The sequence below is a fragment of the Enterococcus sp. NPDC086594 genome (genome assembly GCF_044746145.1).
GTDB lineage: Bacteria > Bacillota > Bacilli > Lactobacillales > Enterococcaceae > Enterococcus_D > Enterococcus_D entomosocium.
Genome location: NZ_JBIVBP010000002.1, coordinates 121,534 through 145,498 on the forward strand (window position 1 = coordinate 121,534; position 23,965 = coordinate 145,498).

The following is a 23,965-nucleotide window of genomic DNA, read 5'->3' on the forward strand; positions in this document are numbered from 1 at the left end:
ATTCTATCCACTAGCATTCTACCACAAGAATATGCTAAAGTAGAGCAGAGATGAGGGAAGTTGAATGTTAAAAAAAATCGATCGCGGGCGCCTTTTTTTAAACGCCCATTATCACTTATTTGAATGTCCGTTGTGCCGCCAAGCATTTTTCCCGACCGAAAATGGCTTGGTTTGTCCAAATCGTCATCGATTTGACTTATCAAAGAAAGGCACACTTTTCTTTTTGGATCATCAAGTTAAAGCAGATTATGATCAAGCACTGTTTTTGCCGCGTCAACGTATGATCGCTAGCGGCATGTATGCACCAGTCCTTGAGACCATCAAAGCAGCTTTGGGGGATGCTGAGTATCTTTTAGATGTCGGTTGCGGTGAAGGCAGTTTCCTTGCACAGATGGTCAATGAAAAGACCCAAGCGGCTGTCGGTTTTGATATAGCCAAAGACGGGGTCTATCTAGCTACCAATCAAAACGTACCCGCTTTTTGGTGTGTGGCGGATCTGACTAAGTTACCGTTTGCTGAAGCGAGCTTTGATACGATTTTCAATCTGTTTTCACCGTCAAATTACGGGGAGTTCAACCGCATTCTAAAAAAGGGTGGCCAGTTGATCAAAGTCGTCCCAGCAGCGGATTATTTAAAAGAACTACGAGCCGCTTTTTATCCTGATGACGAAACAAAACAGCAGTATTCGAATGAACGGGTCGTTAGCAAATTTTTTGAACACTATCCCACCGCATCCCGTCAAAGAGTAACGCATGTTTTTGCGATTCCTGAAGAAAATCGGCAAGATTTACTTGCCATGTCGCCGTTAGAGTGGGGGGCTTCGGAGGAAAGGAAAGAAAAGCTGCGTCAAACCCCTTTGGCACAGATAACTGTTGATGTTGAGGTGTTGATTGCGAAAATTTCCTGAAAATATTTTGAACTTTTTTGTTATTTACTCTTGCAATCATGCCATGGGAGTGATATATTGTTCTCAAGTCATTTTTCATTGGTTTTTATCAGGTTCCTGTTCTGATAAAAGTTAGTGAAAAGAGCTTCACTAACGTAACGACTCGCAGTGATCGACACCGAGTTGGTACGTTTTTTTTTATGCCCAAAATTCAACTTAAAAAATGTCTTTTTCAAAAAACAAGCGTGCCAAAATATGGTACTATAGAAGTTATTGAAGAAGCTATTGAGAATCAATTGTAAAACGCAAGATACAGAGACACAAATCAATGCGAGAACCGATCGGCAATATCCGATCGAAAGGAGTTTTTATCTATGAATCACATCGTTCTTTTTGAACCTCAGATCCCGGCCAATACGGGGAACATTGCACGTACTTGTGCAGCAACAAATACTCATTTACACTTAATAGAGCCACTAGGCTTTTCAACGGATGACAAGCAATTGAAGCGGGCAGGACTTGATTATTGGCATGATGTCAATATCACCTATCACAAAGATTTGGCTACTTTTATGGACTTTTTAGGAGAGCGTCCGTTGTACCTGATCTCGAAATTTGCCAATCGCGTGTATTCTGACGTCGATTATACCGCAGATGATGATCAGTTCTTTATTTTTGGGAAAGAAACGACGGGGCTTCCGGAAAGCTTTATGCGTGAGCATGCCGAAAAATGCCTACGCATTCCGATGAATGATGAGCATGTTCGTTCCCTAAATCTATCAAATACGGCTGCTTTGATCATTTATGAAGTTTTGCGGCAGCAAGGCTTCCCACAGCTGGAATTGACACACCATTATGAGAACGACAAACTAGATTAAGAAACGAGGCTTGTTCGATGCAATTATACTTTACCCGTCACGGAAAAACAGAGTGGAACCAAGCGCGCCGCTTTCAAGGGATGCTAGGGGATTCACCGTTATTGCCGGAAAGTCATGAAGAGATCAAACTGCTCGGTGATCATCTGGCTGCTATTCCTTTTGAGAAGATTTATTCAAGCACGTCTTTACGAGCAAAAGTAACTGCCCAAGAGATCCAAACAAGGCTCCATCACCCTGTTGAAATTATTTATAATGAGAACCTGCGTGAGATCGGACTTGGTGAATTAGAAGGACGTTCTATCGATGAAATGCATGAGAAGTATCCTCAACAATTGACTGATCTGCGTAATCATCTTGATCGCTACGATCCCAGTGCCTTTAAGGGAGAGCCGATCCAAGAAACATTGAGCCGGATCGAGACCGTCGTCATGGATGCGGTGATGCAGCATGAAGGCCCATTATTGTTCGTCGGTCATGGGGCATCCTTTACGGCTGCTATCCAGTGGCTTGCAGGCAAACCATTAGCCGAATTAAGAGAGCAAGGTGGATTAGTCAATAACAGCGTTAGCTTATTAGAGACGAATGAACAAAAAGTATTGCCTTTTGAACTAAAAGTTTGGAATGAAGCAAGCTTTTTAAGCAATCAGGCAGGATTAGACGCTTTATTGTAAACCATGAAAGGAGCGGCACCATGATTCCAGAAAGAACGTTTTTTGTCGGCCATGTTGCCGCCATCTTTTTCCAGAATCCCAGCAATTTTTATAAAGTACTATTAGTTAAAGTCGCTGAGAATAATGCCGACTACAAAGACTCGGAGATCGTCGTTACTGGTAGTTTCGGCGAAATCCAAGAAGAGGAAAAGTATCGGTTTTTTGGTGAGCTGGTCAATCATCCCAAGTATGGCGTCCAGTTGAAGGCCGAAAGCTACCAACAAGAACAACCGACCTCTGAACAAGGGTTGATAGCCTACCTTTCTGGAGAAAAATTTCCTGGGATCGGCAAGAAGACCGCTGAAAAAATCGTTGATCTTTTAGGAGAAGAAGCGATCGACCGGATGCTGGAAGAACCGGCATTGTTGGAGCAGATTCCAGGGTTAAATGAAAGTAAGCAAAAAATGATTTTAGATACCGTTCGGCAAAACCATGGGATGGATCAAGTAATCGTTGGCTTGAGTCGCTATGGCTTTGGTAGCCAGCTATCTTTTGCTATCTATCAAGCCTACAAAAATGAGGCGCTATCCATTATTGAGGAGAATCCATATCAGCTGGTGGAAGACATTGAAGGCATTGGCTTTAAACGCGCAGATGGCATCGCTGAACAGCTGGGGATCGAAGCTTCGTCACCGCAACGGTTTCGAGCGGCGGTCTTGCATCAAATCTTCGCCCAGTCCTTGCAGACGGGCAATACCTTTATCCACGCCCAAGATTTGTTAGAGCAGACACTGCGCCTATTAGAAACGAGCCGCCCCATTGAGATTGCGCCTGACGATTTGGCATCAACGATCATTCATCTAGTGGAAGAAGGAAAGATCCAACAAGAAGAAACCCGTTTATATGAAAATAGTTTGTACTTTTCTGAATGGGGAATTGCCAGTTCCATCGAACGCTTGCTTTCCCGCAAAAAAGAAATCGTCTATCCTGAGAAAAAAATCAGTAAAACGTTACGTAAAATAGAAAAGCACTTAGGCATCACCTATGGTTCCTCGCAAGAAGAAGCGATCAAAGAAGCAATCCGATCGCCATTGTTTATTTTGACAGGTGGCCCAGGTACTGGGAAAACAACAGTGATCAATGGGATCGTACAATTATTTGCTGAGTTGAACGATTTGGACTTAGAACCATCAAAATACAGCGACGAAACCTTTCCGATTCTCTTGGCAGCACCGACTGGTCGAGCCGCCAAACGGATGAACGAAACGACTGGTTTGACAAGTGGTACGATCCATCGTTTGTTAGGATTGAATGGCCGTGAAAAAGCACCATCGATTAGTCCCAAAGAGTTAGAAGGCGGTTTACTGATCGTCGATGAGATGTCAATGGTCGATACGTGGTTGGCGAATACGCTCTTTAAGTCGATCCCTACAAACATGCAAGTGATTTTTGTGGGGGATAAAGATCAGCTTCCTTCTGTGGGACCAGGACAAGTCCTTCATGATTTGCTAGCGATCGATGCGATCCCGAAACAAGAATTGACGGAAATCTATCGTCAAGGAGATGGATCAAGTATTATTCCACTGGCCCACGCCATCAAAAACGGGCAGCTGCCTGCTGATTTTACACAAAACCAAAAAGATCGTTCTTTCTTTGCGTGTGATGCGTACAAGATCGAACCGTTGATCGCTCAGATCGTGAAACGGGCGAAAGACAAAGGTTATACGCCGCAAGATATTCAAGTGTTGGCGCCGATGTATCGTGGGGCAGCTGGGATCGATGCTCTGAATAAAATGATGCAAGAGATTTTTAACCCCAACGATGGAACCAAAAAAGAGGTCACCTTCAATGATACGGTGTATCGTATCGGCGATAAGGTCTTGCAGTTGGTAAACTCTCCTGAAGATAACGTGTTTAATGGCGATATGGGCCAAATCGTTGGGATCACTCTAGCCAAACAGTCGGAAGACAAGGTTGACGAACTGGTCATTCAATTTGATGCCAATGAAGTGACCTATAAGCGTAATGAATGGAACAAGATCACATTATCCTACTGTTGTTCGATCCATAAATCCCAAGGTAGTGAATTTCAAATGGTTATTTTGCCGATGGTTCATCAATACCAACGTATGCTGCAGCGCAATTTGCTATATACCGCTGTGACTCGCAGCAAAGAGATGCTGATTTTACTTGGTGAACCGCAAGCCTACCAAACCTGTGTCAGTCACGAATCTGCCACTCGCTTAACGACATTAAAAGAACGTATCAATGGCACGGAAGAAATGACGCCGCTGCAACGGGCGAAATTGGCTCAGTTTGAGGAAGCCGATGATCCGTTTTATAATGATTCCTCTGAGAACACGAAGGCAAAAATGGTAGCTTCGAAGCCAAAGGAAAATCCTAGCACTGAAGCTGCTGCTAACCAGCAAGCGACAGAAAAGTCACCAGATAGTGGGTTGGACTTGTTTGCTTTTGCCGAGCCTGAGCCGTCGGCATCAAATCAGACAGAAACGGCCAAGCCTCTGTCAGGGGATAAGGTCCTAAGTGAAGGGACTACGGGGGAAGAAGCACTCATCGAAGAAACGCAAAACGATGGTGTGCTGACCTTAACGATGGTCAAAAAGCATTTAGTAGATCCAATGATTGGGATGAAGGACTGTTCTCCGTACGACTTTATGCCCGTAAAAAACGAGGGATTATAACGATGAGAAAATGCTAAAAATGGGTTGTTAGTGAGCGCTTTCTTTTGGTTTTTCAGCTTCTTATGCTAAGCTGAAATCAAAAGGAGGCGTTACATTATGGCGAAAGAAACCGAAGACAAATTAGCAAAACTCGCAAAAGAATCTGGCAACGACTTTAAAAAATTGGATGAGATGGAAAAAGAATTTAAATTAGATGAAAGCCCTGATGCAGAACGAGGCGAACGGGAAGAATCAGGATTAGAAAAAACGTTAGATAAGGCGCCGATTTTCCCGCCTAACACACCAAATAACCCAACGAATCCTGGCAGTCCTGGAAATCCATGATTTTCTACCAAGAAGAAACCAACTGTTGAATAATCGAATAGAAAGAAACCTGAAGAATGCAAAGGCGCATTTCTTCAGGTTTTTTGTGTCTAATGAGACTCACTGTAAATGCTGATAAAAATAGATTGCTAATTGCGTGCGATCCCGTAATCCCAGCTTTTCTAGTAATTGGCTGATGTAATTACGAACGGTTCCATCACTCAAATACAAGGCATCGGCGATTTCTTTATTGTTTTTACCCGCTGCTACTTCTTTGATGATCGCAAATTCACGTTCGCTAAAGGAAGCTTGATTGTCAATTGATGGTTCGTTCTTCATTAGCTGCGTGAAGGTCTCAACGATTTCATTCCCAAAGACAACTTGGCCATTATAAGAGGCTTTGACAGAAGGGATGATTGCCTGTAAATTCTGTTTGATCAAATAACCTTTCACACCGATGGAAAAGGCTTCTCGAATGTATTCTTCATCTTTGAAGGTAGTCAATAGCAAAAGGATCGCGTGGGGAAATTTAGCCAGTATTTCTTTGGCAGCATCGATCCCAGTTTGTTCCGGCATGCGGATGTCCGTCAGCAAAACGTCAGGACGATGAGTTTCATAGAGGTCAATGGCGTCTTTGGCACAATGACCGATGCCTAATACACGAATTTCTTCTGTGCTTTCTAAAATGGTTTGCAACGAGGTCGTCACAAACGGATCATCGTCAATAATAACTACAGTAATCATTGGTGTTCCTCCTTTGGTAAAATGATCGTCAACTGAAAGCGTTGGTTTTCTTGTAAGATATGAACTTGTCCTTGTTGTTCTTGGACCCGTTGACGCATCGTTTTCAGACCGATTCCAGTTTTAGCAATTTGAGATCCGCGGACCCCATCATTGGTGATTTGCAAGCGGAAAAAAGCAGGCAGTGTCCGAAAATGCAAGACAACGGTTTTGGCATGACTGTGTTTGATGCTGTTGGTCAAGGCTTCTTTGATCACCATTAAGAAACAATTTTGCTGGGCTTCGTTCAATCCTTCAAATAAGGTTCCTTCAATCGTGACTGAAGATGGAAAATCAGCAATCAGAAACTCTAAGGACTGTTGGAAAGTAATCGATGTCTCATGGAGATCATGAACGCTTTGGCGGATACGATCCATCCCAGTGTGAACCGTAGCACTCAAATTTGCTAAGGGCTCATTTAGTTTTGGTTCTTGATTGATCATTTCAAGTGCGCCAATCTGCAAAATGGCACTCGACAGCAGATGGCCAACATTGTCATGGATATCTCGCGCGATTCGATTTCGTTCTTCGGCAATTTGTAAGGCCAATTTTGTTTCTTGTGATAAGGCTAGTACTTTGTTTTGCTGCGATAATTGCTGCTGTTTTTCCCAATGAGTATCTTTTGAAGCGATGTACTTTTTCTCAAGAGCAGACATTCGCTGTTCTTTTTTACGTAAGTAAAAAGCAAAAAGCAACAAAAGGATGACAAAGGCGATCTTGGAGGGGGATTGATTGCCAACTGTTGGGATCAATAAAAATCCTAATAAAGATAGAATGTCATCTTTTCTTTCTTCAGGAGCGATCACCCGCATCATTGCAGGCAGAAAGAGGGCAAGCTCTGGCCAAAAAGTACATAGAAGCAATAGAATAACTTGAAAAAACCAGCTTGCTTTCCTAGGCAATAAATAACTGACACCAGTGAAGAAAATAGCGATCAGCAAAAAAATGACTTGTACGGCAACAAATCCTTGATTTACCAATAGAAGCAACGAGATTGCGAGTAGAAAGCCAGCTTCGCTGAGTAGTCGAGATTTGGACATGGCAGACTCCTTCATTGTGACAAATGTCATAGTTGATTTGGTCAATCGTCACTAGTTTCTTTTCTTAAACTTTATTATAGTCAGATTAACAAGAAATTTGGAAGGAGTTTTTCATCATGATTATTGAAATTGATAAATTAGTTAAACGCTATGGTGATTTTGTGGCATTGAATCATTTTGATCTGCAAGTACAAGAAGGGGAAGTTTTAGGATTATTGGGACCAAACGGTAGTGGGAAATCGACTGCTATCAATTGTATGCTCTCTTTGCTAAATTATGACAAAGGCACCATTAAACTGTTTGGATCAACCATGACCCCTGAAAACTATGCCGTTAAAGCAATGATCGGCGTCGTTCCTCAAGATGTTGCCGTCTTTGAAGAACTAAGTGTACAAGAAAATATCGATTATTTTTGTGGTTTATATGTTGCTGACAAAGAGAAACGGCAAGCATTGATCGAAGAAGTCATACAATTAGTGGGATTGGAAAATTTCGTGACTTTCCATCCAGGTGAGCTGAGTGGTGGCTTGAAACGACGGTTGAATATTGCCTGTGGGATCGCTCATAAGCCACGCTTGATTTTTTTAGATGAACCAACAGTCGCCGTCGATCCCCAAAGTCGTAATAAAATTTTGGAAAGCATCAAAGAGCTGAATCGCCAAGGAGCAACGATCGTTTATACGACCCATTACATGGAAGAAGTGGAAATTCTTTGTGACCAGATCGTGATTATGGATCAGGGACAGGTGATTGCCAAAGGGACCAAGGAATCTCTGAAAGACATGGTACGTACGGCAGATCGTTTGACCATCGACATCCCCTTACTGCCAGACCATGTATTGGCTACAATTCAAACCACCATTACTGCTGACGGGATCGTTTATAAAGAGGGACAGCTCCAAGTAACAACGACGGAACTCAATACGGTCTTGCTCCCCATTTTGACGCTCTTACAAGCAGAGAAAATCAGTTACGGAAAAATTGCAACCAAAGAAGCGACCTTAAATGATGTCTTTTTAGAGATCACGGGCAAGGAATTGAGAGACTAAAGGAGGGGAAAACATGTTTTGGCATTTTTACAAATATCGCACAAAAGTGCTGTTGCGAAATAAATCCATGCTGTTTTGGACGTTGGCGTTTCCCATTCTCTTAGGCCTAATGTTTATGGCGGCCTTTGGGGAGATCGATCAAGCAGGAAATTTAGAGACAATCACGACGGGAATCGTAAAAAACGGGGATCAATCAGCGCTTTCGGAAAATTTTTCCGCGGTCCTTGAACAAGTGGAAATCAATGAAAAACCATTATTTGATCTTAAGGAACTATCAGAAGCAGAGGCAGTTGAAGAGCTGAATGCGGGTGATTTAGCTGGGTTTTATCTGATAGCTGACGAAACGATTTCACTCCATGTGGGGCAAGCGGGCATGAGTCAGACGTTGATGAAAAATGTAATGGATCAATTTTTACAACGTACAGCGATTATTTCTAGTAAAGCAGCAGAACTTGAAACGCTTGATCTTGCACCAATTATGGCCGCGTTTGAACAGGAAGCGACTTTTCAAGAAGTGAATGCTGATCGTGACATGAGTGTTAAAAGTTTTTATTTCTTTACTTTGATTGGGATGGCGATCCTCTATGGGACGATGTGGGGTGTTCGCAATGTTCAGGATCAGCAAGCCAATCAATCCGCGAATGGGATTCGGCTTTCCTTGATACCAAGAAAACGCACATTGGTTTCAAGTGCGAATTTAGCGGCGAGTTTTACGATTGTGTTAGTAGAAGTCTACATTATTTTAGCGGTTTTTCGTTTTGTCTATCAAGTAGACTTTGGTGAACGATGGCAGTGGCTACTACTGGTTGCCGCGTTGGGATCATTGTGTGCGATTTTGCTAGGAACATTGATTGGAAATCTGACGCCAAAAATGAATCTGGTGCAAAAGGATGGCATTTTGATTTCCGTGACGATGGCGATGAGCTTTTTTGCCGGGATGATGGGCTCGGAACAAATCAAGTATTGGCTTGATCTACATGTGCCGATACTGGGGCAAGTAAATCTCGTCAATTTGATCAGTGAAAGTCTCTATCAATTATACTACTATACAGATCTGGCTAGCTTTTATACCAATCTTTTATGGTTGACTGGCTTTATCGTCCTTTTCGCAATTGGAAATACTTGGATCGAAAGAGGGGTGCGCTATGACGCTTTATAAAACGATTTGGACTTTACTGAAGGCCAATAAGTCGAACTTACTAATTGGAGTACTGATCACTGTGGGAGTTACATTCTTTTATGCACAAAGCATCGACGTCGAAAACACCTCTTTACAAGAAGCCAACATTGCTTTGATCAGTGAAGAGGAGTCGCCAGTCGTTGACGGTCTTCGGGACTACTTGAAGGAGAAGCAGACCTTGGTCACTTTGGAGGGTACCTCACAAAAAGAAATTGATGATGCCCTTTATTTTAATCGCATAAACATCGTCTTGCATTTACCAGTAGATTTCACGGAACAGGTGGAGGCCGGCCAGATGCCAGCAATCGAGATTCAAAGCCGGCCAGATGCTTTCTCTAAAACCATTGTCACCCAGCAAGTGAATACGTACTTACAGACGCTTTTGCTTTTTAAAGAAGAAGGTAAAACAGTTAGTGAGGCGATAGAACAAGCACAAACAGCGCTAGCCGTCACTGGGCAAGTTGAACTCAGTACAGAATATAGTCAACGAATGAAAAAAATGTTAACAGGCATGACCTTTAACTTATTGTCATATGGTCTCTTTCTATCAATATTTAGCGGGTTTGGCGTGATCAATATGGCCTTTAATCGCAAAGCAATCAGCAAGCGAAACCAGAGCGCCCCTCTTGCTAAACGTGTCTTACAGCGGAAAATCCTGTTAAGCTTGATCAGTTATTCGCTGCTCTTAACTTTCGGCTTTTTATTACTGATGGTGTTATTAGTGATCCGCACGTCTTGGGATACAGCAGCTTGGTACCACATTTTGAACACGTTCTTGTTTTTATTACCAGTCATCAGCTTCTCGGCGTGTGTCACTTCCCTGGTGAAAAATTCAGAAGCAATCGGCGGGATCAGCAATATCTTTATAACCGGCAGCTGTTTTATCGGTGGTGTCTTTGTATCAGCTAATTTCCTGCCAGATATCGTCAATAAAATCGCGGCGTTTACACCAACGTATTGGTTTGTTCAAAACAATACCTTGATTAGCGAGACCCTCACGTACAATCAAGGGTTTACTGAATCGTTTTGGTTCAATGGCTTTGTCTTGGTTGCATTTGCAGCAGTATTTTCAATGATTCATTTTGTTTTGGGAAAAGAAGGAAGTCCTCGTTGGCAGTACAACTCAGCGAAAAACTAACAGGTACACAGAAAAAAACGATACAAATCGTTGCTGATTTGTATCGTTTTCTTTATGGGCACCAAAATAATTGATTGGCAGTAGTAAAGGTAATATCAAAGGGACGTTGGCCCATTTCTTCGCCATCTTCTTGTCCATGTTGGGGCACGGTAGAGATAATTCTCAGCTTCGACGTGGAGAGATGATGAAAGTAGCGTGAATTCATGTGTTTCTTACGCATCAGTAAACCGATCAGCCAGAAAATCTTGAAAATCGACACACGCTCAACGAGCACGAAATCAAACTTTTTCTCTTTGACTGAAGCGGTTGGGGCGATTGCAACACCGCCGCCAAAGTAAGGATGATTGGTCGTGGTGCACAAAAAAGCTTTTTTATAACTGAATTGTTGCCCATTACACTCGACTAAGATCGGAAAACCTCTTTGAAGAAACAAAACGCGGATAATTGCAGCGATATAGGAAAAGGAGCCGAGGTTGAACTTATTAAGACTGCTTTTTGCCACAGAGTGATTGGTGGTATAGACGATTGCCGCATCAAGACCAATACCCACATTATTAAGAGCGATGCCGTTTTCCTCTTGGATCTGCTCTTCATAGCGGATAATGGCCAATTCTTGAGGCTTAGTAGTACCGGCAATTTTCCAAAACGCTTTTTCCGGCTCTCGTGGCAGATCGATACTTCGCGCAAAATCGTTTCCCGAGCCAGCGGGGATGTAAGCAACGGGAATTTGTTGTTGTTCAAGTTGTAACTCTGATACTACTTGGTGCAGCGTTCCATCACCGCCGATAACCACCAATAATGGATAAAGCATCTCGCCATTTTCTAAATAGACATCATCCCAAGGCAAAAGGCGTTCTTTTAAGAGTTTTCTGGTGATGTTCCGTTCGTCGCCGGGTGATTTGGTTAGGTAGATTTGATGGGGGAAACGATGTTTTTTTACGATTCTTTGCACACGTTCCGCCGCTTTTTTTCCTCGTCCACTACCTGAAGCAGGGTTTACGAGGAAGTGATAATAATAGTTCATTTTATGAATAGCTCCATATCGTTTTTTCGTTCAATGCGGTTAATTATAGCATGTTTCGACAGAAGGCGGGGAGACGATGCCTGAAAAAAGAGCAAAAAAATAGATTCGACGATTGTGCTTTCTGGGTTTTCAAAGGTTCTTATGTCCACTTTGATCCTCAGGTAATGATGCCCATCGCCGAATCCTATTCAATTAGTAAGGAGTAACTCAAATTCCCACATCCTTTGTCTTTTATTCTAAGTTGACAACAATTCTTTTCTTGCAGAACCTGCTTCGTCTGCTTTACTGGGAATCCTTGCTCCTTACACTTATAGTATAGCACATTTTTCTCTTTTAGCAATCGCTTACATGATTTGGTTGTTGTCTTTTAGATAAATTTAAATAGTTTAAATAAAAGATAAAGGAAAAAGCAAAATCGATTTTCATTCGATTTTGCTTTTATGTCTTTTAGAAAGTAGCAGTCATTCTTTTTTTGGATTTTTCACAAAAATTAAAATCAAAATTGGAACCACTAAAAATATAATCGCATTATTGATTATCAGCACATCGTAATTACTAAAATTAAACGGATTATTTTGCCATGTTTGAAACATAAATCCCAGTAAATTTTGAGTATGGGCAAGATAAAATAAAGCAGAGGTGCCTAGTATGTTAAGGATTATTGTGATCACACATAAAATCTGTACTAGCTTAATTAGTACTTTTTTCATAGGAGAGCTCCTTTAGTTATTGCTGCATTTCTGGTAGATTGGCGAAGGCTTCAGTTAGTTTCACAGATTCTTCTAAAATATCCATATAGATATCGTAGTAAGCCCAGCCGTCACCTAAATCAGCCGCTTCAATTGTCTCAGTGGTTGTTTGAAATTCTCTCATCAAATCAGTGTAGCTACGCATAACAGAAGTGTAAGCGGACAAATCATAAGTTTCAGGTTTAGCAATATACCCTTCAACTTCTGCGATCAGATCAGCGTACGTATCAGATAATTTTTCAAGTTGTGCTTCCAATTCATCAGAAGCTTGCCCATTCGCTTGGCTGTTAATTTCTTCTTCTGAGCTCTCATTAGTTTCAATCTCTTCTTCTTCAGAAGCAGCGACATCCTCAGATTCTTCAGAGCTTTCCATTGTTGTTTCAGTTGTTTGTTGTGACGATTCGACAGTATCACTTTCCACATCTTCACTAGAGCAACCAGTCAGGAATAAAGTGGATACTAATACAAAACCAAATAAAATCTTTTTCATTTTTAAACCCCTTTTTTTCAAAATAAATTGTAATATTTTGCTTATATTATAATTTATGAAGAAATATTTTTTTGTATCTAAAAAAGAACATATCCTTTCTTTTTTAGATACTTTATTTATTTTACCTTGAAAAGCCTCACGAATAAAGAGGTATCTGGTTATTTTAACCATTATTTAACTATGTTTATGCATATTGTTATAAATAGTGATAAAAAAAGCGTTTTTTTATTTTGTGTAAAAATTCAAAAGGTTTGCATTTTATGGAGAAAAGATATTGAAATAACTATAATATATCTAATTATTTTTTTATTATTATTTATTGCTTTTTCCTTGTTAAAAAAAAGCGATAGGAGTAAATTAGAAGTGTAAAAAACTTATTTTAGGAGGAAGTATTATGTGTACTGCGTTAACTTATGTAACGAAAGATCATTATTTTGGCAGAAATTTTGATTATGATGTTTCTTATAAAGAAGTAGTGACCATTACTCCGAGAAATTATCCATTCAAATTTCGCAAAGTAAGTGAAATAGATCACCATTACGCAATGATTGGGATTGCTGCTGGTGTCGCTGAGTATCCACTGTATTATGATGCGGTCAATGAAAAAGGTTTAGGTATCGCTGGATTGAATTTTCCAGAAAATGCTGTCTACAATGAATTTCAAGAAGGAAAAGAGAATGTTACGCCTTTTGAGTTCATCCCATGGCTCTTAGGACAATGCGCTACTGTCGAAGAGGTAAAAGGGCTATTAGCCAATGTCAATCTCGTTCGGATCAATTTTAGTGAAGATTTGCCTCTATCGCCTTTGCATTGGATGATTGCTGATAAAAAAAGTGCCATCGTTGTGGAAAGTATGAGTGATGGCCTTCATATTCATGAAAATCCGGTGGGAGTTTTGACAAATAATCCACCATTTGACTATCAATTGTTCAATTTGAATAATTACCGTGTGTTATCATCGAAAACTCCGGAAACTCATTTTTCTGACAAGGTGGATTTTGATGAATATAGTCGTGGAATGGGCGGCTTAGGTCTGCCAGGAGATCTTTCTTCGATGTCTCGCTTTGTCAAAGTAGCTTTTACCCGATTGAATTCCGTTTCTGGAGAATCTGAATCCGAAAGCATTAGTCAGTTCTTCCATATTTTAGGTTCGGTTGAGCAACAAAAAGGACTTTGTGACATAGGCAATGAGCGCTATGAGTACACGATTTATTCTTCTTGCTGCAATACAGATAAAGGAATCTATTACTATCGTACGTATGAAAATAGTCAAATCGTTGCAGTTGATATGAATAAAGAAGATTTGGAAGGTAATGTACCGATTTCTTATCCATTAATTGAAGACCAACAAGTTCTTTTCAGTAACTGATCCATTCTTAAAAAACCATCTCAAAGCTGTTTTGAGATGGTTTTTTTCTTTTTCATTTTTAAAATGAATCACTCTCATTTGTTGTCGTCTTCGTCCCTGCGGTACTTTTATTCGGAAATGGAAAAAAGCGGTTCACCAATATTGCAATCGTCATGCCGATAAAACTATCAACAATTCGATTAAAAGCATACAAGTAAGATTCAGTTTGAGGAATCATAAATAAAATCGTCAATAGTGTGGCACAAGCACCAACTGTTCCCTCGGAGTAATCAAATTTGACCAATAAAGCGATCATTAACATGATCACTAAAGGGATTGCAATCATTTGAATAAAGGACGAATGTCCGAAAAAGTTAAATATCGCAATACAAAATACAGAAGCGATTGCGCCGAAGCTGTTACCGGCAATCCGATGTTTCCCGTATTTGACGGTATTCTCATGATCTTCTCTTAATGTGAAAACAGCTGTGATCGTTGATACGACGTAGGTTTCACGATTCAAAAGAACACTAATCAAAATACAGAGGAATACACTGATTCCAGTTTTTACATTTCTTAAGCCAAAGGTCAATCCAAATAAGTTCAATCATGCCATCCTCTCAAAACAAATTTCAACGAAGTCGATTATACCACATTGCAGACGGTCAATTGCTTAGATTTTCAGAAAAATGAACAACGATTCTTTCATCGTACGTTGACAGGCAAATTTTATCAGTCGTCGAGAAGCTAGCTTGATACCATGCAATTTTCAACTTTGAGTGTTGAAAGGAATACAATAAGTGACCCCAACCCTAAATGAATTGACTTTCGTTGCTATCGCTTAAGACTCCTTTTTTTATTTCTCAGTCTGTTCAACGTTTAAATAAGTGTTTTGATAAAAAAATATTTATTGTTCATAAAAAGTTTGTTTTTTAGATATTATATTGAGATAATCAAAATAAGGAGGGTTTAAAATGAAAAAAGTGTCAATACTATTTGTTCTTTTACTTGGCTTTGTTGTTTTTCCGATGACAGTTTTTGCTGCATCTTCACCAAGTGTGAGCTATCAAACAAATATCCAGTCTCAAGGGTGGCAATCATGGAAAACAAACGGTCAGACGTCAGGGACCACAGGGAAAGCCAAGCGACTTGAAGCAATCAAGATAAAAATTACTAACGAAAAATACAAAGGGAATATTGAATATAAAACCTCCATTCAGAAACAAGGCTGGGAAAAATCGTTTAGAAAAAATGGGACTCTGTCTGGTACAAGTGGAAAAGGACAACGGTTGGAGGCGATCCAAATCAAACTCACCGGTGAGATCGCTAAGTATTACGATGTCTATTATCGAGTCAATGCACAACAATTTGGCTGGATGGGGTGGGCGAAAAACGGACAGTCTTCAGGAACGTCTGGCTTTGGTTTTCAACTGGAAGCAATCCAGGTCAAACTGGTGAAAAAAGGTGGGAAAGCACCTGGAACGACGAATGATGCATTTAGAGATGGACTGAAAAAATATGTAGACAAACGGGGCAAAGGGCTGATCAAAGGCTCCAAACAAAAGATTTATCATATACCGGGGAGTCAATATTATAATAAAACGACCAGTCCAATTCGGATGTTCAAGACAGAGGTGGAAGCCTACAAAGCGGGCTTTCGACCAGCTAAATAGAGGTGTGGCAGGCATTCGCTGAGTAAACATCTATGAGAAATTGTTTTACCAAAAAGGTAACGAGGCAACGAGAAGAAAGCTATTTTTGATCAAAAAGTAACTGAATCGTCTGATTCATTCTAAACATCCCTTTCCGTTAGCGAAAAGGGATGTTTTACGTATTCAAGATGATTTCTGTGCGTAGATCCGACGAATCTTAAAGTAATTCAGCACTTAACCTTTCATCACGAGATGCGCCTTGATTTAGCGAGGTTTCAACACAAAGCCACCATCTTCATCGTTCATTTCTTCGGTAGGCGTAAAAATAATATTTTTCCCATCTCTTTCAAGGGTAAAGATTGAATCACAAGCCATTAGGAAATCTGACGATGGATGATTCATTGATAGTCGAATAGGGCTAGAAAATGAAAGCTGCGAAGTGTTTCTTTGAATCAACGGATGAAGGAATAGAGGAAGCAATTCCATCTGCATAAAGTTTTGTCAGGTGAATTCTAGATGATTTGATGATTAAATGGCCGGTTTAACATTGATATATGGCTATTAATGTGTATAATAAGTACTTGTGCGAAGCGCACCGCGGTTCATCAACCATCCCGCGTAATCAAAACTCGGAGAAAGTAGGGATCAAATGGAAAAATCAACAAATCTAACCAATCAACGTTTGCGTGTCGTCGCAGCCAATGGGATCATTATGGCACTTTATGTTGCTGTAACGGTTCTAGTCTCACCCGTTGCCTCAGGAGCGATTCAATTTAGGATATCTGAAGGATTGAATCACTTGGTCGTTTTCAACAGAAAATTGATGTGGGGTGTCGTTGGCGGGGTTGTAGTGTATAACATGTTCTTTGGAATGGGGATCTTGGATGTCGTATTCGGCGGTTTCGGAAGCTTCTTGGCTTTAGGAGCAACTGCATTGGTATATAAGAAGATTCCAAATGTTTTCGTAAGACTGGCATTTAATACCATTGTTTTTTCATTAAGTATGTTCCTGATTGCGATTATGCTAAATATCACCTTAGCATTGCCTTTCTGGCCAACATTTGCAACAACGGCATTGAGTGAATTTATTGTAATGACGATTACGGCACCGGTGATGTATATCATCAATCGTGCCGTTCGCTTCGATAAGCGCGTGTAAAAAAAGCTTGTTTTTTGCTTTGATGGTTCTCAAAAAACAAGAAAAAAGATCATTCCTAAGAAATGAAGGAATGATCTTTTATTTTATTCTGCTTTTAAGTCTTCGATCTCCACAACTTTGAAGTTTTTCGCTTCTAGTTGCGCAACGATCTTGTCGCATAATTCTTTTGATGTGTTTGCTGGTAAAGTGATCATCGTACGACGAATAAATTCGTCTTTACCGATGTCGAGAGTGATACAGCTAGCGATACTGCTGTATTTTGCGATTATTTTTGAGATAACCGCTAAGTCGCCTTGTTGACCTGTTGATGCGATCGTCAACACATAGCTTCCTTGTTCGACGCTCCATGATTGTGACAACATATTCAATAAGGAACTATGAGTCAAGATGCCGTAAAATTGATTGTTTTCATCTAGTACCGCAATATAAGGCAATTCTTTGATTGTAAAGAAAACCTTAAAAAATGAAGAGTTGACATAAATGAACTTCGTCGCATTTTTTAGCAGATAGGTGACGGGTAAAGTCATGTCACCGCCATTTGCTTTATGGCGATAGATGTGCATTTTATAAATATTTCCTCTAAAAATCTTTCCTGATTCATCTAGGATAGGCACACAACGATAACCAGACTCTTCTAAAATTGCCAGCGCTTCTTCTAAGGTAGCTGTTTCCTTTACCGTTGTTAAATCGCGTTTTTTGTAAACCATTGTTTTTAATAACATAATTTTCCCTCCCAAATACCCATTTAACACCATTATCATACCACAAAATCAGCAGAAACTATATTTATACGACAGAAAATCAAAAATTGACACAATCTTAAATAAATGGTATTTTTAGTGTTGGAAAACTTTATAAAAAGGGGGAGGACACTAAGATGGCAACGAAAAAAGCTGCTTTGGCTTGTTCTGTCTGCGGATCCCGCAACTATTCAAAATCAGTCAGTGAAGGTAAAAAAGGCGAACGCCTTGAAATCAACAAATTTTGCAAGTATTGCAATCAATATACTTTGCATCGTGAAACGAAGTAAGGAGGGAATCGAATGAAATTTTTGAAAAATGTTGTTGAAGAAATGAAAAACGTTTCTTGGCCATCAAAAAAACAATTACGCAAAGATACATTTGTGGTGATTCAAACAACCATTATTTTTGCATTGATGTTCTTTGTGATGGACACACTGATTCAAACGGTCTTCAATTGGATCCTAAAGTAACACTTCTTACTGATAGCGCTAGTCATTTATCACAAATCGTGCTATAATCGCTTTGAGGAAAAACTTCGGTGCAGCTGAGGTTTTTTTATTTTACAAAAAAGATGGGGAGTCCGAAAAAAATGGAATCTTTTGAAAAAAATTGGTATGTACTGCATACGTATTCTGGCTATGAAAACAAAGTAAAAGCGAACCTAGAGTCACGTGCACAAAGCATGGGGATGGGTGATTATATTTTCCGTGTCGTCGTTCCCGAAGAAGTAGAAACAGAAGAAAAAAACGGCAAAACCAAAGAAATCGTTCATAAAACATTTCCTGGCTATGTATTAGTTGAAATGGTCATGACGGATGAATCTTGGTACGTTGTACGTAATACTCCTGGGGTAACAGGTTTCGTTGGCTCTCATGGTGCAGGAAGCAAGCCAGCGCCTTTATTACAAGAAGAAATCAATTCAATTTTACGTTCGATCGGTATGAGTACTCGGACAGTTGAACTGGAAGTCGAAATTGGCGAAACCGTCAAAATCATCGAAGGTGCGTTTTCTGGTCTAGAAGGACAAGTAGCAGAAATCGATGAAGAAAAACAAAAACTAAAAGTGAACATCGATATGTTCGGTCGTGAAACCAGTACAGAACTTGATTTTGAGCAAGTAGATAAAATTTAACTGCTGGATAGACTAGCATGAACGGCTCATTTACGGTAAAATAACAGTAATGAGAATAAAGTGGACCAATTCGTTGGCCCACTTTTTTTCTCAAAATGAGTAAGCGCTTTATAAGAGGAAGGGGTCTTATGTCAAAATTATTTGCTTTTTTTAGAGTAAAGTTTCACAATGATTTTCATCCCCATACTAAAGGGATGATCTCTGTACATAATGGGTATAGCTTGTTGCTTCTTTTTAATTTGCTGCTGTTTTTCTTTGCCATGTTGTTTTTCGATCCAAGGGTGGCAGTCGAAGAGCTCAAGTTGATTTTATTTTCGGAAAGTCATCTTGTGACAGATTATATTGCTATGACTTCTGTAGGGTCGGCTTTATTAAACAGCAGTTTGATGACGTTTGTAGCGATCTCGATTTGCTATCATTATCGGGTGCCGATCACAGGAGGCGCGGTGTCTGCTATCTTTATGGTGACTGGGTATGGTTTTTTTGGGAAAAATCTACTAAATTTTATCCCGATATTTTTAGGCGTCCGTCTGTATTCGTATTTTATGAATGAACCATTGAAAAAATTTCTGTTGATTGCATTGTATGGATCGTCGGTTTCTCCAATCGTCAGCTATTTTGCATTCAATGACTCACTACCGCCTTATTTTAGCTTGGTGATGGGGTACGGTATTGGAATTTTTACCGGTTTTTTGATGGTTCCCATGGCCTTATATTTTCAAGGACTTTTTCAAAGCGTCAGTTTATACAGTGCTGGATTCACTTCAGGAATGTTGTGTACATTAGTCGCCGCTATCTGTCGGATGTTTGGCCTAACGATTGAGCTAAGAACATTGGTGTCGCAAGAACAGCAGCCGCGTTTGATTCTCATGATGCTGGTTTTAGGAAGTGTGTTCGTAGGCTATGGGTCGCTGATGGCAATCAAGAAAAAACGATTGAATATGCGAGCGATTTGGTCTCATAGTGGCAAAATCGAACGAGATATCTTACGTGATACCGGCGTTTATAATACGATGATCAACATGGGATTGATGACGTTTTTGCTTGTGGCATATGTCGTCAGTATTGGTGCGGTTTTAAATGGACCAGTTATCGGTGCGATCTTTTGCGTCATCGGCTTTTCTGCTTGTGGCTCTCATGTCTTTAACTCGCTGCCTTTATTGGCAGGGGTGACGATTGCCAATCTATTGAGCGTATACACCATCAACGAGACGGTTACAGTCACGTCAGCGATTTTTGCGATGATGCTCTGTGCAGTAACAAATGCCTATGGCTGGAAAGGCGGCTTGGTGGTCGGTTTTGTGCACGCCTCAATGGTACTGAATATTGATTTCTTACATGGAGGTTTGAATCTGTATAACAATGGTTTTTCTGGCGGGCTAGTCGCCATGATGATCATTCCCTTATTGGATCTCAGCAAACAGCTTTGGCAAAAATCAGCCGATCAGGCGCAAGCTACCAAGGATGAAAAACCACAAATGGACTTGAAAGCACAAGAAAGCGAGCAGCCATTGGTCCCATTGGATCAAACAGAAGGAAAACCTAAATTTTCCGAGCCTGTGAAGGTATTAAAACCCGTTGCCCAAAAGAAACACTATAGGGTAGGCGAGTGGGAGTAGAAAAACCGCCAATGTCATTTGTTACTTGTTTAACAAGTAGGGAGTGCTTGCCTTTTCGTCGTTGGAAATAATGGGAAAATGAAAACCAACCAAGAACAAGCAAAGATTGGTTGTTCTTGGTTGGTTTTTATTCGTGTTCATTTCTAAAAAAACATCAACGATTGGCTTCTAAGATTTCTGCCTGTAGGCGTTGGGCAGTCGGCGTCATGGCTAGACCACCTTCAGCCGTTTCCTTGAAAATGCTAGGCATTTGTCGTCCTACTTGATACATCGCTAAGACCACTTCATCAGGTGGGATGACACTTTCGATTCCTGCTAATGCCATGTCGGCAGAGATAAAGGCCTGGGAAGATCCCAGGGCATTGCGCTTCACGCAGGGGACCTCGACTAAGCCCGCGACGGGGTCACAAATCAAGCCCATCATATTCTTGAGGGTGATCGCCACCGCTTGAGCCGCTTGGTGGGGGGTGCCACCTTTTGCACAAACCAAAGCCGCCGCTGCCATTGCGCTAGCAGAACCGATCTCTGCTTGACAACCGCCTTCGGCACCGGAAATCGAGGCATTGTTGGCAATCACCAGACCAAAGGCGCCGGCTGTAAACAAAAAGTCGACTTGTTGCGCTCGAGTCAGTGCCAAACGCTCACGTACGGCCATTAATACACCAGAAACAACACCCGCACTACCGGCAGTCGGTGTTGCACAGATCAAGCCCATTTTCGCATTGACTTCGTTGACTGCAATGGCATTTTGGACCGCTTGTAGAATGGTTTCTCCGCTTAAAAAATCACCGGCAGCAAGGTAGTCGTTCATGCGAGTCGCATCGCCGCCGGTCAATCCCGTCACCGATTTTACACCAGCGACACCTTCAGCGACTGATTGTTCCATAACAACTAAATTCTTTTCCATGATTGCAAGGATCTGTTCGCGACTACGACCAGTATTTTCTGCTTCGATCGCAATCATCATCTCTGCAACGGAAGGATATTTTTTACTTTCTATTACTAACTCTTCTATTGTATAGAACATGTGCTTATCTCCTTTAATCAAAATACGCAGCGCTGTAAACGTGCGGCAAAACTTTGATTTGTTGCGCCAGCTGATCATTGCGCTGATCGACTTCGATGATCATGATTGCTTTATCACCGACAGCTTCTCTCGTAACGGTCATCGTACCGATATTGATTTGAGCCTCTGATAGTAAATTGGTTACTTTCGCAATCATTCCCGGAACATCTTGATGGACGATCACATAAGTAGGGGTACCCAGTGTCAGAGAAATTTTGAAGCCGTTAAGCTCTGAGATTTGAATGTTGCCACCACCGATCGAGATGCCAGTGACAGATAGTTTGTGGCTACCTTTTGTCAAAATCATCTTGACCATATTCGGATGTTCCGCTTTTTCTTTTTTAGGGACGAATAAGACTTCGATCCCTTTCTCATAAGCGATTTTTAAAGAGTCCGCTAGGCGAGCATCATCTGGCTCCATGCCTAAGAGACCGCCAACTAACGCAATATCGGTTCCATGACCGCGATAGGTTTTAGCAAACGATTCATACAACAGGATATCTACACTGTCTGGCTGTTCGCCAAAAATACTGCGAACGATTTTTCCGATCCGGGCAGCACCGGCGGTATGAGAACTGCTGGGACCCACCATGATGGGTCCGATTATGTCAAATACACTGCGGTATTTTAATTGTTCCATTTTTTTCACCTCGATAGTAGTAAACGAATAGGGAAGAATTCCAGTAGTAGTGTAGCATAAAAAAATGAGAGAATGAAAAAAGCAGACCAAAAGCAAGTGATTTTTATTTCTTTTTTTAGCGATGGACTAACGAAAAGCGCTGGTGAGCATTTTTTCAAAAAAATCAGCTGAAAAACCTTGAATTATTCCATAAAGATGCTATAATATTCCAGTGTGCTTTCGTCACACGTTTTTTGTGTGTGCACATGAATCACCAAAGTGGGAGGAGAAATTTGGATCTCCAATTAACCACATCACGGACTCAAGGAGGTATGTCTCGTGGCAAAAAAAGTAGAAAAAATCGTTAAATTGCAAATTCCTGCAGGTAAAGCAACACCAGCTCCGCCGGTAGGTCCTGCGCTAGGTCAAGCGGGTATCAACATCATGGGATTCACTAAAGAATTCAATGCTCGTACAGCTGATCAAGCAGGTTTGATCATTCCAGTAGTGATCTCTGTATACGAAGACCGTTCATTTACTTTCGTTACAAAAACACCACCAGCAGCAGTATTGTTGAAAAAAGCAGCAAACCTTGAAAAAGGTTCAGGCGAACCAAACAAAACAAAAGTTGCAAAAGTTTCACGCGATCAAGTAAAAGAAATCGCTGAATTGAAAATGGAAGACCTAAACGGAGCTGACGTTGAAGCAGCAATGCGCATGGTTGAAGGAACTGCACGAAGCATGGGGATCACTGTAGAATAATTACAGCCCTAAGGAAGTAGCTTCTCAGTCGGCTTCATATTGAAAAATATGGGACACGTGGGAGGTTCTACCGTTATAACCACATCAAGGAGGAAACAAAATGGCTAAAAAAAGCAAAAAAATGCAAGAAGCATTGAAAAAAGTTGATGCTACAAAAGCTTATTCAGTTGAAGAAGCAGTAGCTTTGGCAAAAGAAACAAATATTGCAAAATTCGACGCAACGGTTGAAGTTGCTTACAAATTAAACGTAGACCCTAAAAAAGCGGATCAACAAATCCGTGGCGCGGTTGTATTACCAAACGGTACTGGTAAAACACAAACAGTTTTAGTTTTTGCTAAAGGCGATAAAGCCAAAGAAGCAGAAGCAGCTGGTGCTGATTTCGTTGGTGACGACGATATGGTTCAAAAAATCCAAGGTGGCTGGTTCGATTTTGACGTTGTTGTTGCAACGCCTGACATGATGGCTACTGTTGGTAAATTAGGTCGTGTATTAGGCCCTAAAGGTTTGATGCCTAACCCTAAAACTGGTACAGTAACAATGGACGTAACAAAAGCAGTTAACGAAGTAAAAGCTGGTAAAGTTACTTACCGTGTTGACAAAGCTGGGAACATCCACGTACCAATCGGAAAAGTTTCTTTTGAAGATGACAAATTGATTGAAAACTTCAAAACGATCCATGAAACATTGTTGAAAGCTAAGCCTTCAGCAGCAAAAGGTCAATACATGAAAAATATCTCAGTTACAACAACATTTGGTCCTGGGATCCATGTAGAACAAGCTTCTTTCTAATTTAATACAAAAATTCAAAACTTTTATTGACTTGACTACCTTATCTGTGGTAAGGTAGTCAAGGTTAAAAGTTTAACTGTACCGAAGACAGTAGGTGGCATTTGCCTTAATTTCCTACCGAGGACGTTTATTGAGAATCTTCAATAGTCCCTCTATGTCTACGGTGGCATAGAGTTTTTTTATTGTCCTTTATAGGACAAAGGAAC

At 40.7% G+C, this 23,965-nt stretch carries 26 protein-coding genes and 1 other annotated feature; of the genes, 17 read left to right on the forward strand and 9 right to left on the reverse strand.

Going from position 1 to position 23,965, the window contains the following annotated elements; genetic code table 11:
- Window positions 1-64 precede the first annotated feature (64 nt).
- From ACIPK1_RS04900 to ACIPK1_RS04920, 5 genes are all read left to right on the forward strand, one after another.
- Window positions 65-907 (forward strand): methyltransferase domain-containing protein, encoded by an 843-nt coding sequence (locus ACIPK1_RS04900; protein ID WP_016613256.1) that lies wholly within the window; start codon window positions 65-67, stop codon window positions 905-907.
- A gap of 353 nt (window positions 908-1,260) precedes the next feature.
- The gene (gene trmL, locus ACIPK1_RS04905; protein ID WP_008379765.1) at window positions 1,261-1,764 is read left to right on the forward strand and encodes a tRNA (uridine(34)/cytosine(34)/5-carboxymethylaminomethyluridine(34)-2'-O)-methyltransferase TrmL; all 504 of its coding nucleotides are present in this window, start codon (window positions 1,261-1,263) and stop codon (window positions 1,762-1,764) included.
- 17 nt (window positions 1,765-1,781) lie between these two features.
- The gene (locus ACIPK1_RS04910) at window positions 1,782-2,435 is read left to right on the forward strand and encodes a histidine phosphatase family protein (protein WP_016621323.1); all 654 of its coding nucleotides are present in this window, start codon (window positions 1,782-1,784) and stop codon (window positions 2,433-2,435) included.
- Between the two features lie 20 nt (window positions 2,436-2,455).
- A complete protein-coding gene (locus tag ACIPK1_RS04915) occupies window positions 2,456-5,116 on the forward strand; it encodes an ATP-dependent RecD-like DNA helicase (protein ID WP_400450056.1) in 2,661 nt (886 codons plus the stop codon).
- Window positions 5,117-5,212: 96 nt separating this feature from the next.
- A complete protein-coding gene (locus ACIPK1_RS04920) occupies window positions 5,213-5,440 on the forward strand; it encodes a hypothetical protein (RefSeq protein WP_005236708.1) in 228 nt (75 codons plus the stop codon).
- A gap of 99 nt (window positions 5,441-5,539) precedes the next feature.
- Here the strand turns inward: ACIPK1_RS04920 and ACIPK1_RS04925 are convergent, their stop codons facing one another.
- Window positions 5,540-6,163, reverse strand: coding sequence for a response regulator (locus tag ACIPK1_RS04925; RefSeq protein ID WP_008379771.1), 624 nt, complete (start codon window positions 6,161-6,163; stop codon window positions 5,540-5,542).
- On the reverse strand, window positions 6,160-7,269 hold the full coding sequence (locus tag ACIPK1_RS04930; RefSeq protein WP_400450058.1) for a sensor histidine kinase: 1,110 nt from the start codon (window positions 7,267-7,269) through the stop codon (window positions 6,160-6,162). Before ACIPK1_RS04930 ends, ACIPK1_RS04925 begins: the two co-directional genes overlap by 4 nt.
- A gap of 86 nt (window positions 7,270-7,355) precedes the next feature.
- Here ACIPK1_RS04930 and ACIPK1_RS04935 point away from each other — a divergent pair, with 86 nt between their 5' ends.
- From ACIPK1_RS04935 to ACIPK1_RS04945, 3 genes are read left to right on the forward strand one after another with little or no spacing between them, the layout of a single operon-like run.
- The gene (locus ACIPK1_RS04935; protein ID WP_005236700.1) at window positions 7,356-8,288 is read left to right on the forward strand and encodes an ABC transporter ATP-binding protein; all 933 of its coding nucleotides are present in this window, start codon (window positions 7,356-7,358) and stop codon (window positions 8,286-8,288) included.
- A gap of 13 nt (window positions 8,289-8,301) precedes the next feature.
- Complete coding sequence (locus ACIPK1_RS04940) at window positions 8,302-9,447, forward strand: ABC transporter permease (protein ID WP_400450060.1); 1,146 nt, start codon at window positions 8,302-8,304, stop codon at window positions 9,445-9,447.
- Entirely contained in the window at window positions 9,434-10,606 is a 1,173-nt protein-coding gene (locus ACIPK1_RS04945; protein ID WP_016613262.1) for an ABC transporter permease, read from the forward strand. The genes ACIPK1_RS04940 and ACIPK1_RS04945 overlap by 14 nt, the downstream gene beginning before the upstream one ends.
- Window positions 10,607-10,658: 52 nt before the next feature.
- On the opposite strand, the gene ACIPK1_RS04950 is transcribed toward ACIPK1_RS04945, so the two are convergent.
- The 3 genes from ACIPK1_RS04950 to ACIPK1_RS04960 form a co-directional block, all read right to left on the reverse strand.
- The gene (locus ACIPK1_RS04950; RefSeq protein ID WP_400450063.1) at window positions 10,659-11,630 is read right to left on the reverse strand and encodes a diacylglycerol/lipid kinase family protein; all 972 of its coding nucleotides are present in this window, start codon (window positions 11,628-11,630) and stop codon (window positions 10,659-10,661) included.
- A 461-nt stretch (window positions 11,631-12,091) separates the two neighbouring features.
- Window positions 12,092-12,340 carry a spermidine/putrescine ABC transporter permease gene (locus ACIPK1_RS04955; protein ID WP_400450064.1) on the reverse strand — a complete coding sequence of 83 codons (249 nt, stop codon included), beginning with the start codon at window positions 12,338-12,340 and terminating at the stop codon, window positions 12,092-12,094.
- Window positions 12,341-12,356: 16 nt separating this feature from the next.
- Window positions 12,357-12,869, reverse strand: coding sequence for a hypothetical protein (locus ACIPK1_RS04960; protein WP_400450066.1), 513 nt, complete (start codon window positions 12,867-12,869; stop codon window positions 12,357-12,359).
- Between the two features lie 394 nt (window positions 12,870-13,263).
- Between ACIPK1_RS04960 and bsh the strand changes: the two genes are divergently transcribed.
- Window positions 13,264-14,238: a choloylglycine hydrolase gene (gene bsh / locus ACIPK1_RS04965; RefSeq protein ID WP_005236690.1), complete on the forward strand. Its 975-nt coding sequence runs from the start codon at window positions 13,264-13,266 to the stop codon at window positions 14,236-14,238.
- A 58-nt stretch (window positions 14,239-14,296) separates the two neighbouring features.
- On the opposite strand, the gene ACIPK1_RS04970 is transcribed toward bsh, so the two are convergent.
- The gene (locus ACIPK1_RS04970) at window positions 14,297-14,824 is read right to left on the reverse strand and encodes an aromatic acid exporter family protein (protein WP_005236688.1); all 528 of its coding nucleotides are present in this window, start codon (window positions 14,822-14,824) and stop codon (window positions 14,297-14,299) included.
- Between the two features lie 367 nt (window positions 14,825-15,191).
- On the opposite strand from ACIPK1_RS04970, the gene ACIPK1_RS04975 reads away from it, so the two are divergent.
- Window positions 15,192-15,890, forward strand: coding sequence for an Ig domain-containing protein (locus tag ACIPK1_RS04975; RefSeq protein ID WP_005236686.1), 699 nt, complete (start codon window positions 15,192-15,194; stop codon window positions 15,888-15,890).
- Between the two features lie 628 nt (window positions 15,891-16,518).
- The gene (locus ACIPK1_RS04980; protein WP_008379785.1) at window positions 16,519-17,028 is read left to right on the forward strand and encodes a QueT transporter family protein; all 510 of its coding nucleotides are present in this window, start codon (window positions 16,519-16,521) and stop codon (window positions 17,026-17,028) included.
- A gap of 83 nt (window positions 17,029-17,111) precedes the next feature.
- On the opposite strand, the gene cbpA is transcribed toward ACIPK1_RS04980, so the two are convergent.
- The gene (gene cbpA, locus ACIPK1_RS04985) at window positions 17,112-17,750 is read right to left on the reverse strand and encodes a cyclic di-AMP binding protein CbpA (protein ID WP_008379786.1); all 639 of its coding nucleotides are present in this window, start codon (window positions 17,748-17,750) and stop codon (window positions 17,112-17,114) included.
- A gap of 155 nt (window positions 17,751-17,905) precedes the next feature.
- Here cbpA and rpmG point away from each other — a divergent pair, with 155 nt between their 5' ends.
- From rpmG to ACIPK1_RS05005, 4 genes are all read left to right on the forward strand, one after another.
- Window positions 17,906-18,058, forward strand: coding sequence for a 50S ribosomal protein L33 (gene rpmG / locus ACIPK1_RS04990; RefSeq protein WP_005229764.1), 153 nt, complete (start codon window positions 17,906-17,908; stop codon window positions 18,056-18,058).
- Between the two features lie 12 nt (window positions 18,059-18,070).
- Window positions 18,071-18,241: a preprotein translocase subunit SecE gene (gene secE / locus ACIPK1_RS04995; RefSeq protein ID WP_005229766.1), complete on the forward strand. Its 171-nt coding sequence runs from the start codon at window positions 18,071-18,073 to the stop codon at window positions 18,239-18,241.
- Between the two features lie 119 nt (window positions 18,242-18,360).
- Window positions 18,361-18,903 carry a transcription termination/antitermination protein NusG gene (gene nusG, locus ACIPK1_RS05000; RefSeq protein ID WP_005229769.1) on the forward strand — a complete coding sequence of 181 codons (543 nt, stop codon included), beginning with the start codon at window positions 18,361-18,363 and terminating at the stop codon, window positions 18,901-18,903.
- Window positions 18,904-19,031: 128 nt separating this feature from the next.
- Window positions 19,032-20,522 (forward strand): DUF1576 domain-containing protein, encoded by a 1,491-nt coding sequence (locus ACIPK1_RS05005; protein WP_400450070.1) that lies wholly within the window; start codon window positions 19,032-19,034, stop codon window positions 20,520-20,522.
- A gap of 154 nt (window positions 20,523-20,676) precedes the next feature.
- Here ACIPK1_RS05005 and sdaAA read toward each other — a convergent pair whose 3' ends face one another.
- On the reverse strand, window positions 20,677-21,549 hold the full coding sequence (gene sdaAA / locus ACIPK1_RS05010) for an L-serine ammonia-lyase, iron-sulfur-dependent, subunit alpha (RefSeq protein ID WP_400450071.1): 873 nt from the start codon (window positions 21,547-21,549) through the stop codon (window positions 20,677-20,679).
- 13 nt (window positions 21,550-21,562) lie between these two features.
- Entirely contained in the window at window positions 21,563-22,228 is a 666-nt protein-coding gene (gene sdaAB / locus ACIPK1_RS05015; RefSeq protein ID WP_005229781.1) for an L-serine ammonia-lyase, iron-sulfur-dependent subunit beta, read from the reverse strand.
- A 318-nt stretch (window positions 22,229-22,546) separates the two neighbouring features.
- On the opposite strand from sdaAB, the gene rplK reads away from it, so the two are divergent.
- Window positions 22,547-22,969 (forward strand): 50S ribosomal protein L11, encoded by a 423-nt coding sequence (gene rplK / locus ACIPK1_RS05020; RefSeq protein ID WP_400450073.1) that lies wholly within the window; start codon window positions 22,547-22,549, stop codon window positions 22,967-22,969.
- Between the two features lie 100 nt (window positions 22,970-23,069).
- Window positions 23,070-23,759 (forward strand): 50S ribosomal protein L1, encoded by a 690-nt coding sequence (rplA, locus tag ACIPK1_RS05025; RefSeq protein ID WP_005229790.1) that lies wholly within the window; start codon window positions 23,070-23,072, stop codon window positions 23,757-23,759.
- Between the two features lie 63 nt (window positions 23,760-23,822).
- Window positions 23,823-23,949, forward strand: a sequence feature (ribosomal protein L10 leader region).
- The last annotated feature ends 16 nt before the right edge of the window (window positions 23,950-23,965 follow it).

Bases quoted from the DNA above. Each gene is read 5' to 3' on its own strand.
- ACIPK1_RS04945 (WP_016613262.1), top strand. From the start codon at position 9,434: ATGACGCTTTATAAAACGATTTGGACTTTACTGAAGGCCAATAAGTCG.
- ACIPK1_RS04955 (WP_400450064.1), bottom strand. From the start codon at position 12,340: ATGAAAAAAGTACTAATTAAGCTAGTACAGATTTTATGTGTGATCACA.
- sdaAB (WP_005229781.1), bottom strand. From the start codon at position 22,228: ATGGAACAATTAAAATACCGCAGTGTATTTGACATAATCGGACCCATC.
- ACIPK1_RS04940 (WP_400450060.1), top strand. From the start codon at position 8,302: ATGTTTTGGCATTTTTACAAATATCGCACAAAAGTGCTGTTGCGAAAT.
- ACIPK1_RS04935 (WP_005236700.1), top strand. From the start codon at position 7,356: ATGATTATTGAAATTGATAAATTAGTTAAACGCTATGGTGATTTTGTG.
- ACIPK1_RS04930 (WP_400450058.1), bottom strand. From the start codon at position 7,269: ATGACATTTGTCACAATGAAGGAGTCTGCCATGTCCAAATCTCGACTA.
- nusG (WP_005229769.1), top strand. From the start codon at position 18,361: ATGGAATCTTTTGAAAAAAATTGGTATGTACTGCATACGTATTCTGGC.
- rplA (WP_005229790.1), top strand. From the start codon at position 23,070: ATGGCTAAAAAAAGCAAAAAAATGCAAGAAGCATTGAAAAAAGTTGAT.
- ACIPK1_RS04920 (WP_005236708.1), top strand. From the start codon at position 5,213: ATGGCGAAAGAAACCGAAGACAAATTAGCAAAACTCGCAAAAGAATCT.
- ACIPK1_RS04915 (WP_400450056.1), top strand. From the start codon at position 2,456: ATGATTCCAGAAAGAACGTTTTTTGTCGGCCATGTTGCCGCCATCTTT.
- ACIPK1_RS04950 (WP_400450063.1), bottom strand. From the start codon at position 11,630: ATGAACTATTATTATCACTTCCTCGTAAACCCTGCTTCAGGTAGTGGA.
- bsh (WP_005236690.1), top strand. From the start codon at position 13,264: ATGTGTACTGCGTTAACTTATGTAACGAAAGATCATTATTTTGGCAGA.
- rpmG (WP_005229764.1), top strand. From the start codon at position 17,906: ATGGCAACGAAAAAAGCTGCTTTGGCTTGTTCTGTCTGCGGATCCCGC.
- cbpA (WP_008379786.1), bottom strand. From the start codon at position 17,750: ATGTTATTAAAAACAATGGTTTACAAAAAACGCGATTTAACAACGGTA.
- ACIPK1_RS05005 (WP_400450070.1), top strand. From the start codon at position 19,032: ATGTCAAAATTATTTGCTTTTTTTAGAGTAAAGTTTCACAATGATTTT.
- secE (WP_005229766.1), top strand. From the start codon at position 18,071: ATGAAATTTTTGAAAAATGTTGTTGAAGAAATGAAAAACGTTTCTTGG.
- ACIPK1_RS04925 (WP_008379771.1), bottom strand. From the start codon at position 6,163: ATGATTACTGTAGTTATTATTGACGATGATCCGTTTGTGACGACCTCG.
- ACIPK1_RS04910 (WP_016621323.1), top strand. From the start codon at position 1,782: ATGCAATTATACTTTACCCGTCACGGAAAAACAGAGTGGAACCAAGCG.
- sdaAA (WP_400450071.1), bottom strand. From the start codon at position 21,549: ATGTTCTATACAATAGAAGAGTTAGTAATAGAAAGTAAAAAATATCCT.
- ACIPK1_RS04975 (WP_005236686.1), top strand. From the start codon at position 15,192: ATGAAAAAAGTGTCAATACTATTTGTTCTTTTACTTGGCTTTGTTGTT.
- trmL (WP_008379765.1), top strand. From the start codon at position 1,261: ATGAATCACATCGTTCTTTTTGAACCTCAGATCCCGGCCAATACGGGG.
- ACIPK1_RS04900 (WP_016613256.1), top strand. From the start codon at position 65: ATGTTAAAAAAAATCGATCGCGGGCGCCTTTTTTTAAACGCCCATTAT.
- ACIPK1_RS04960 (WP_400450066.1), bottom strand. From the start codon at position 12,869: ATGAAAAAGATTTTATTTGGTTTTGTATTAGTATCCACTTTATTCCTG.
- ACIPK1_RS04980 (WP_008379785.1), top strand. From the start codon at position 16,519: ATGGAAAAATCAACAAATCTAACCAATCAACGTTTGCGTGTCGTCGCA.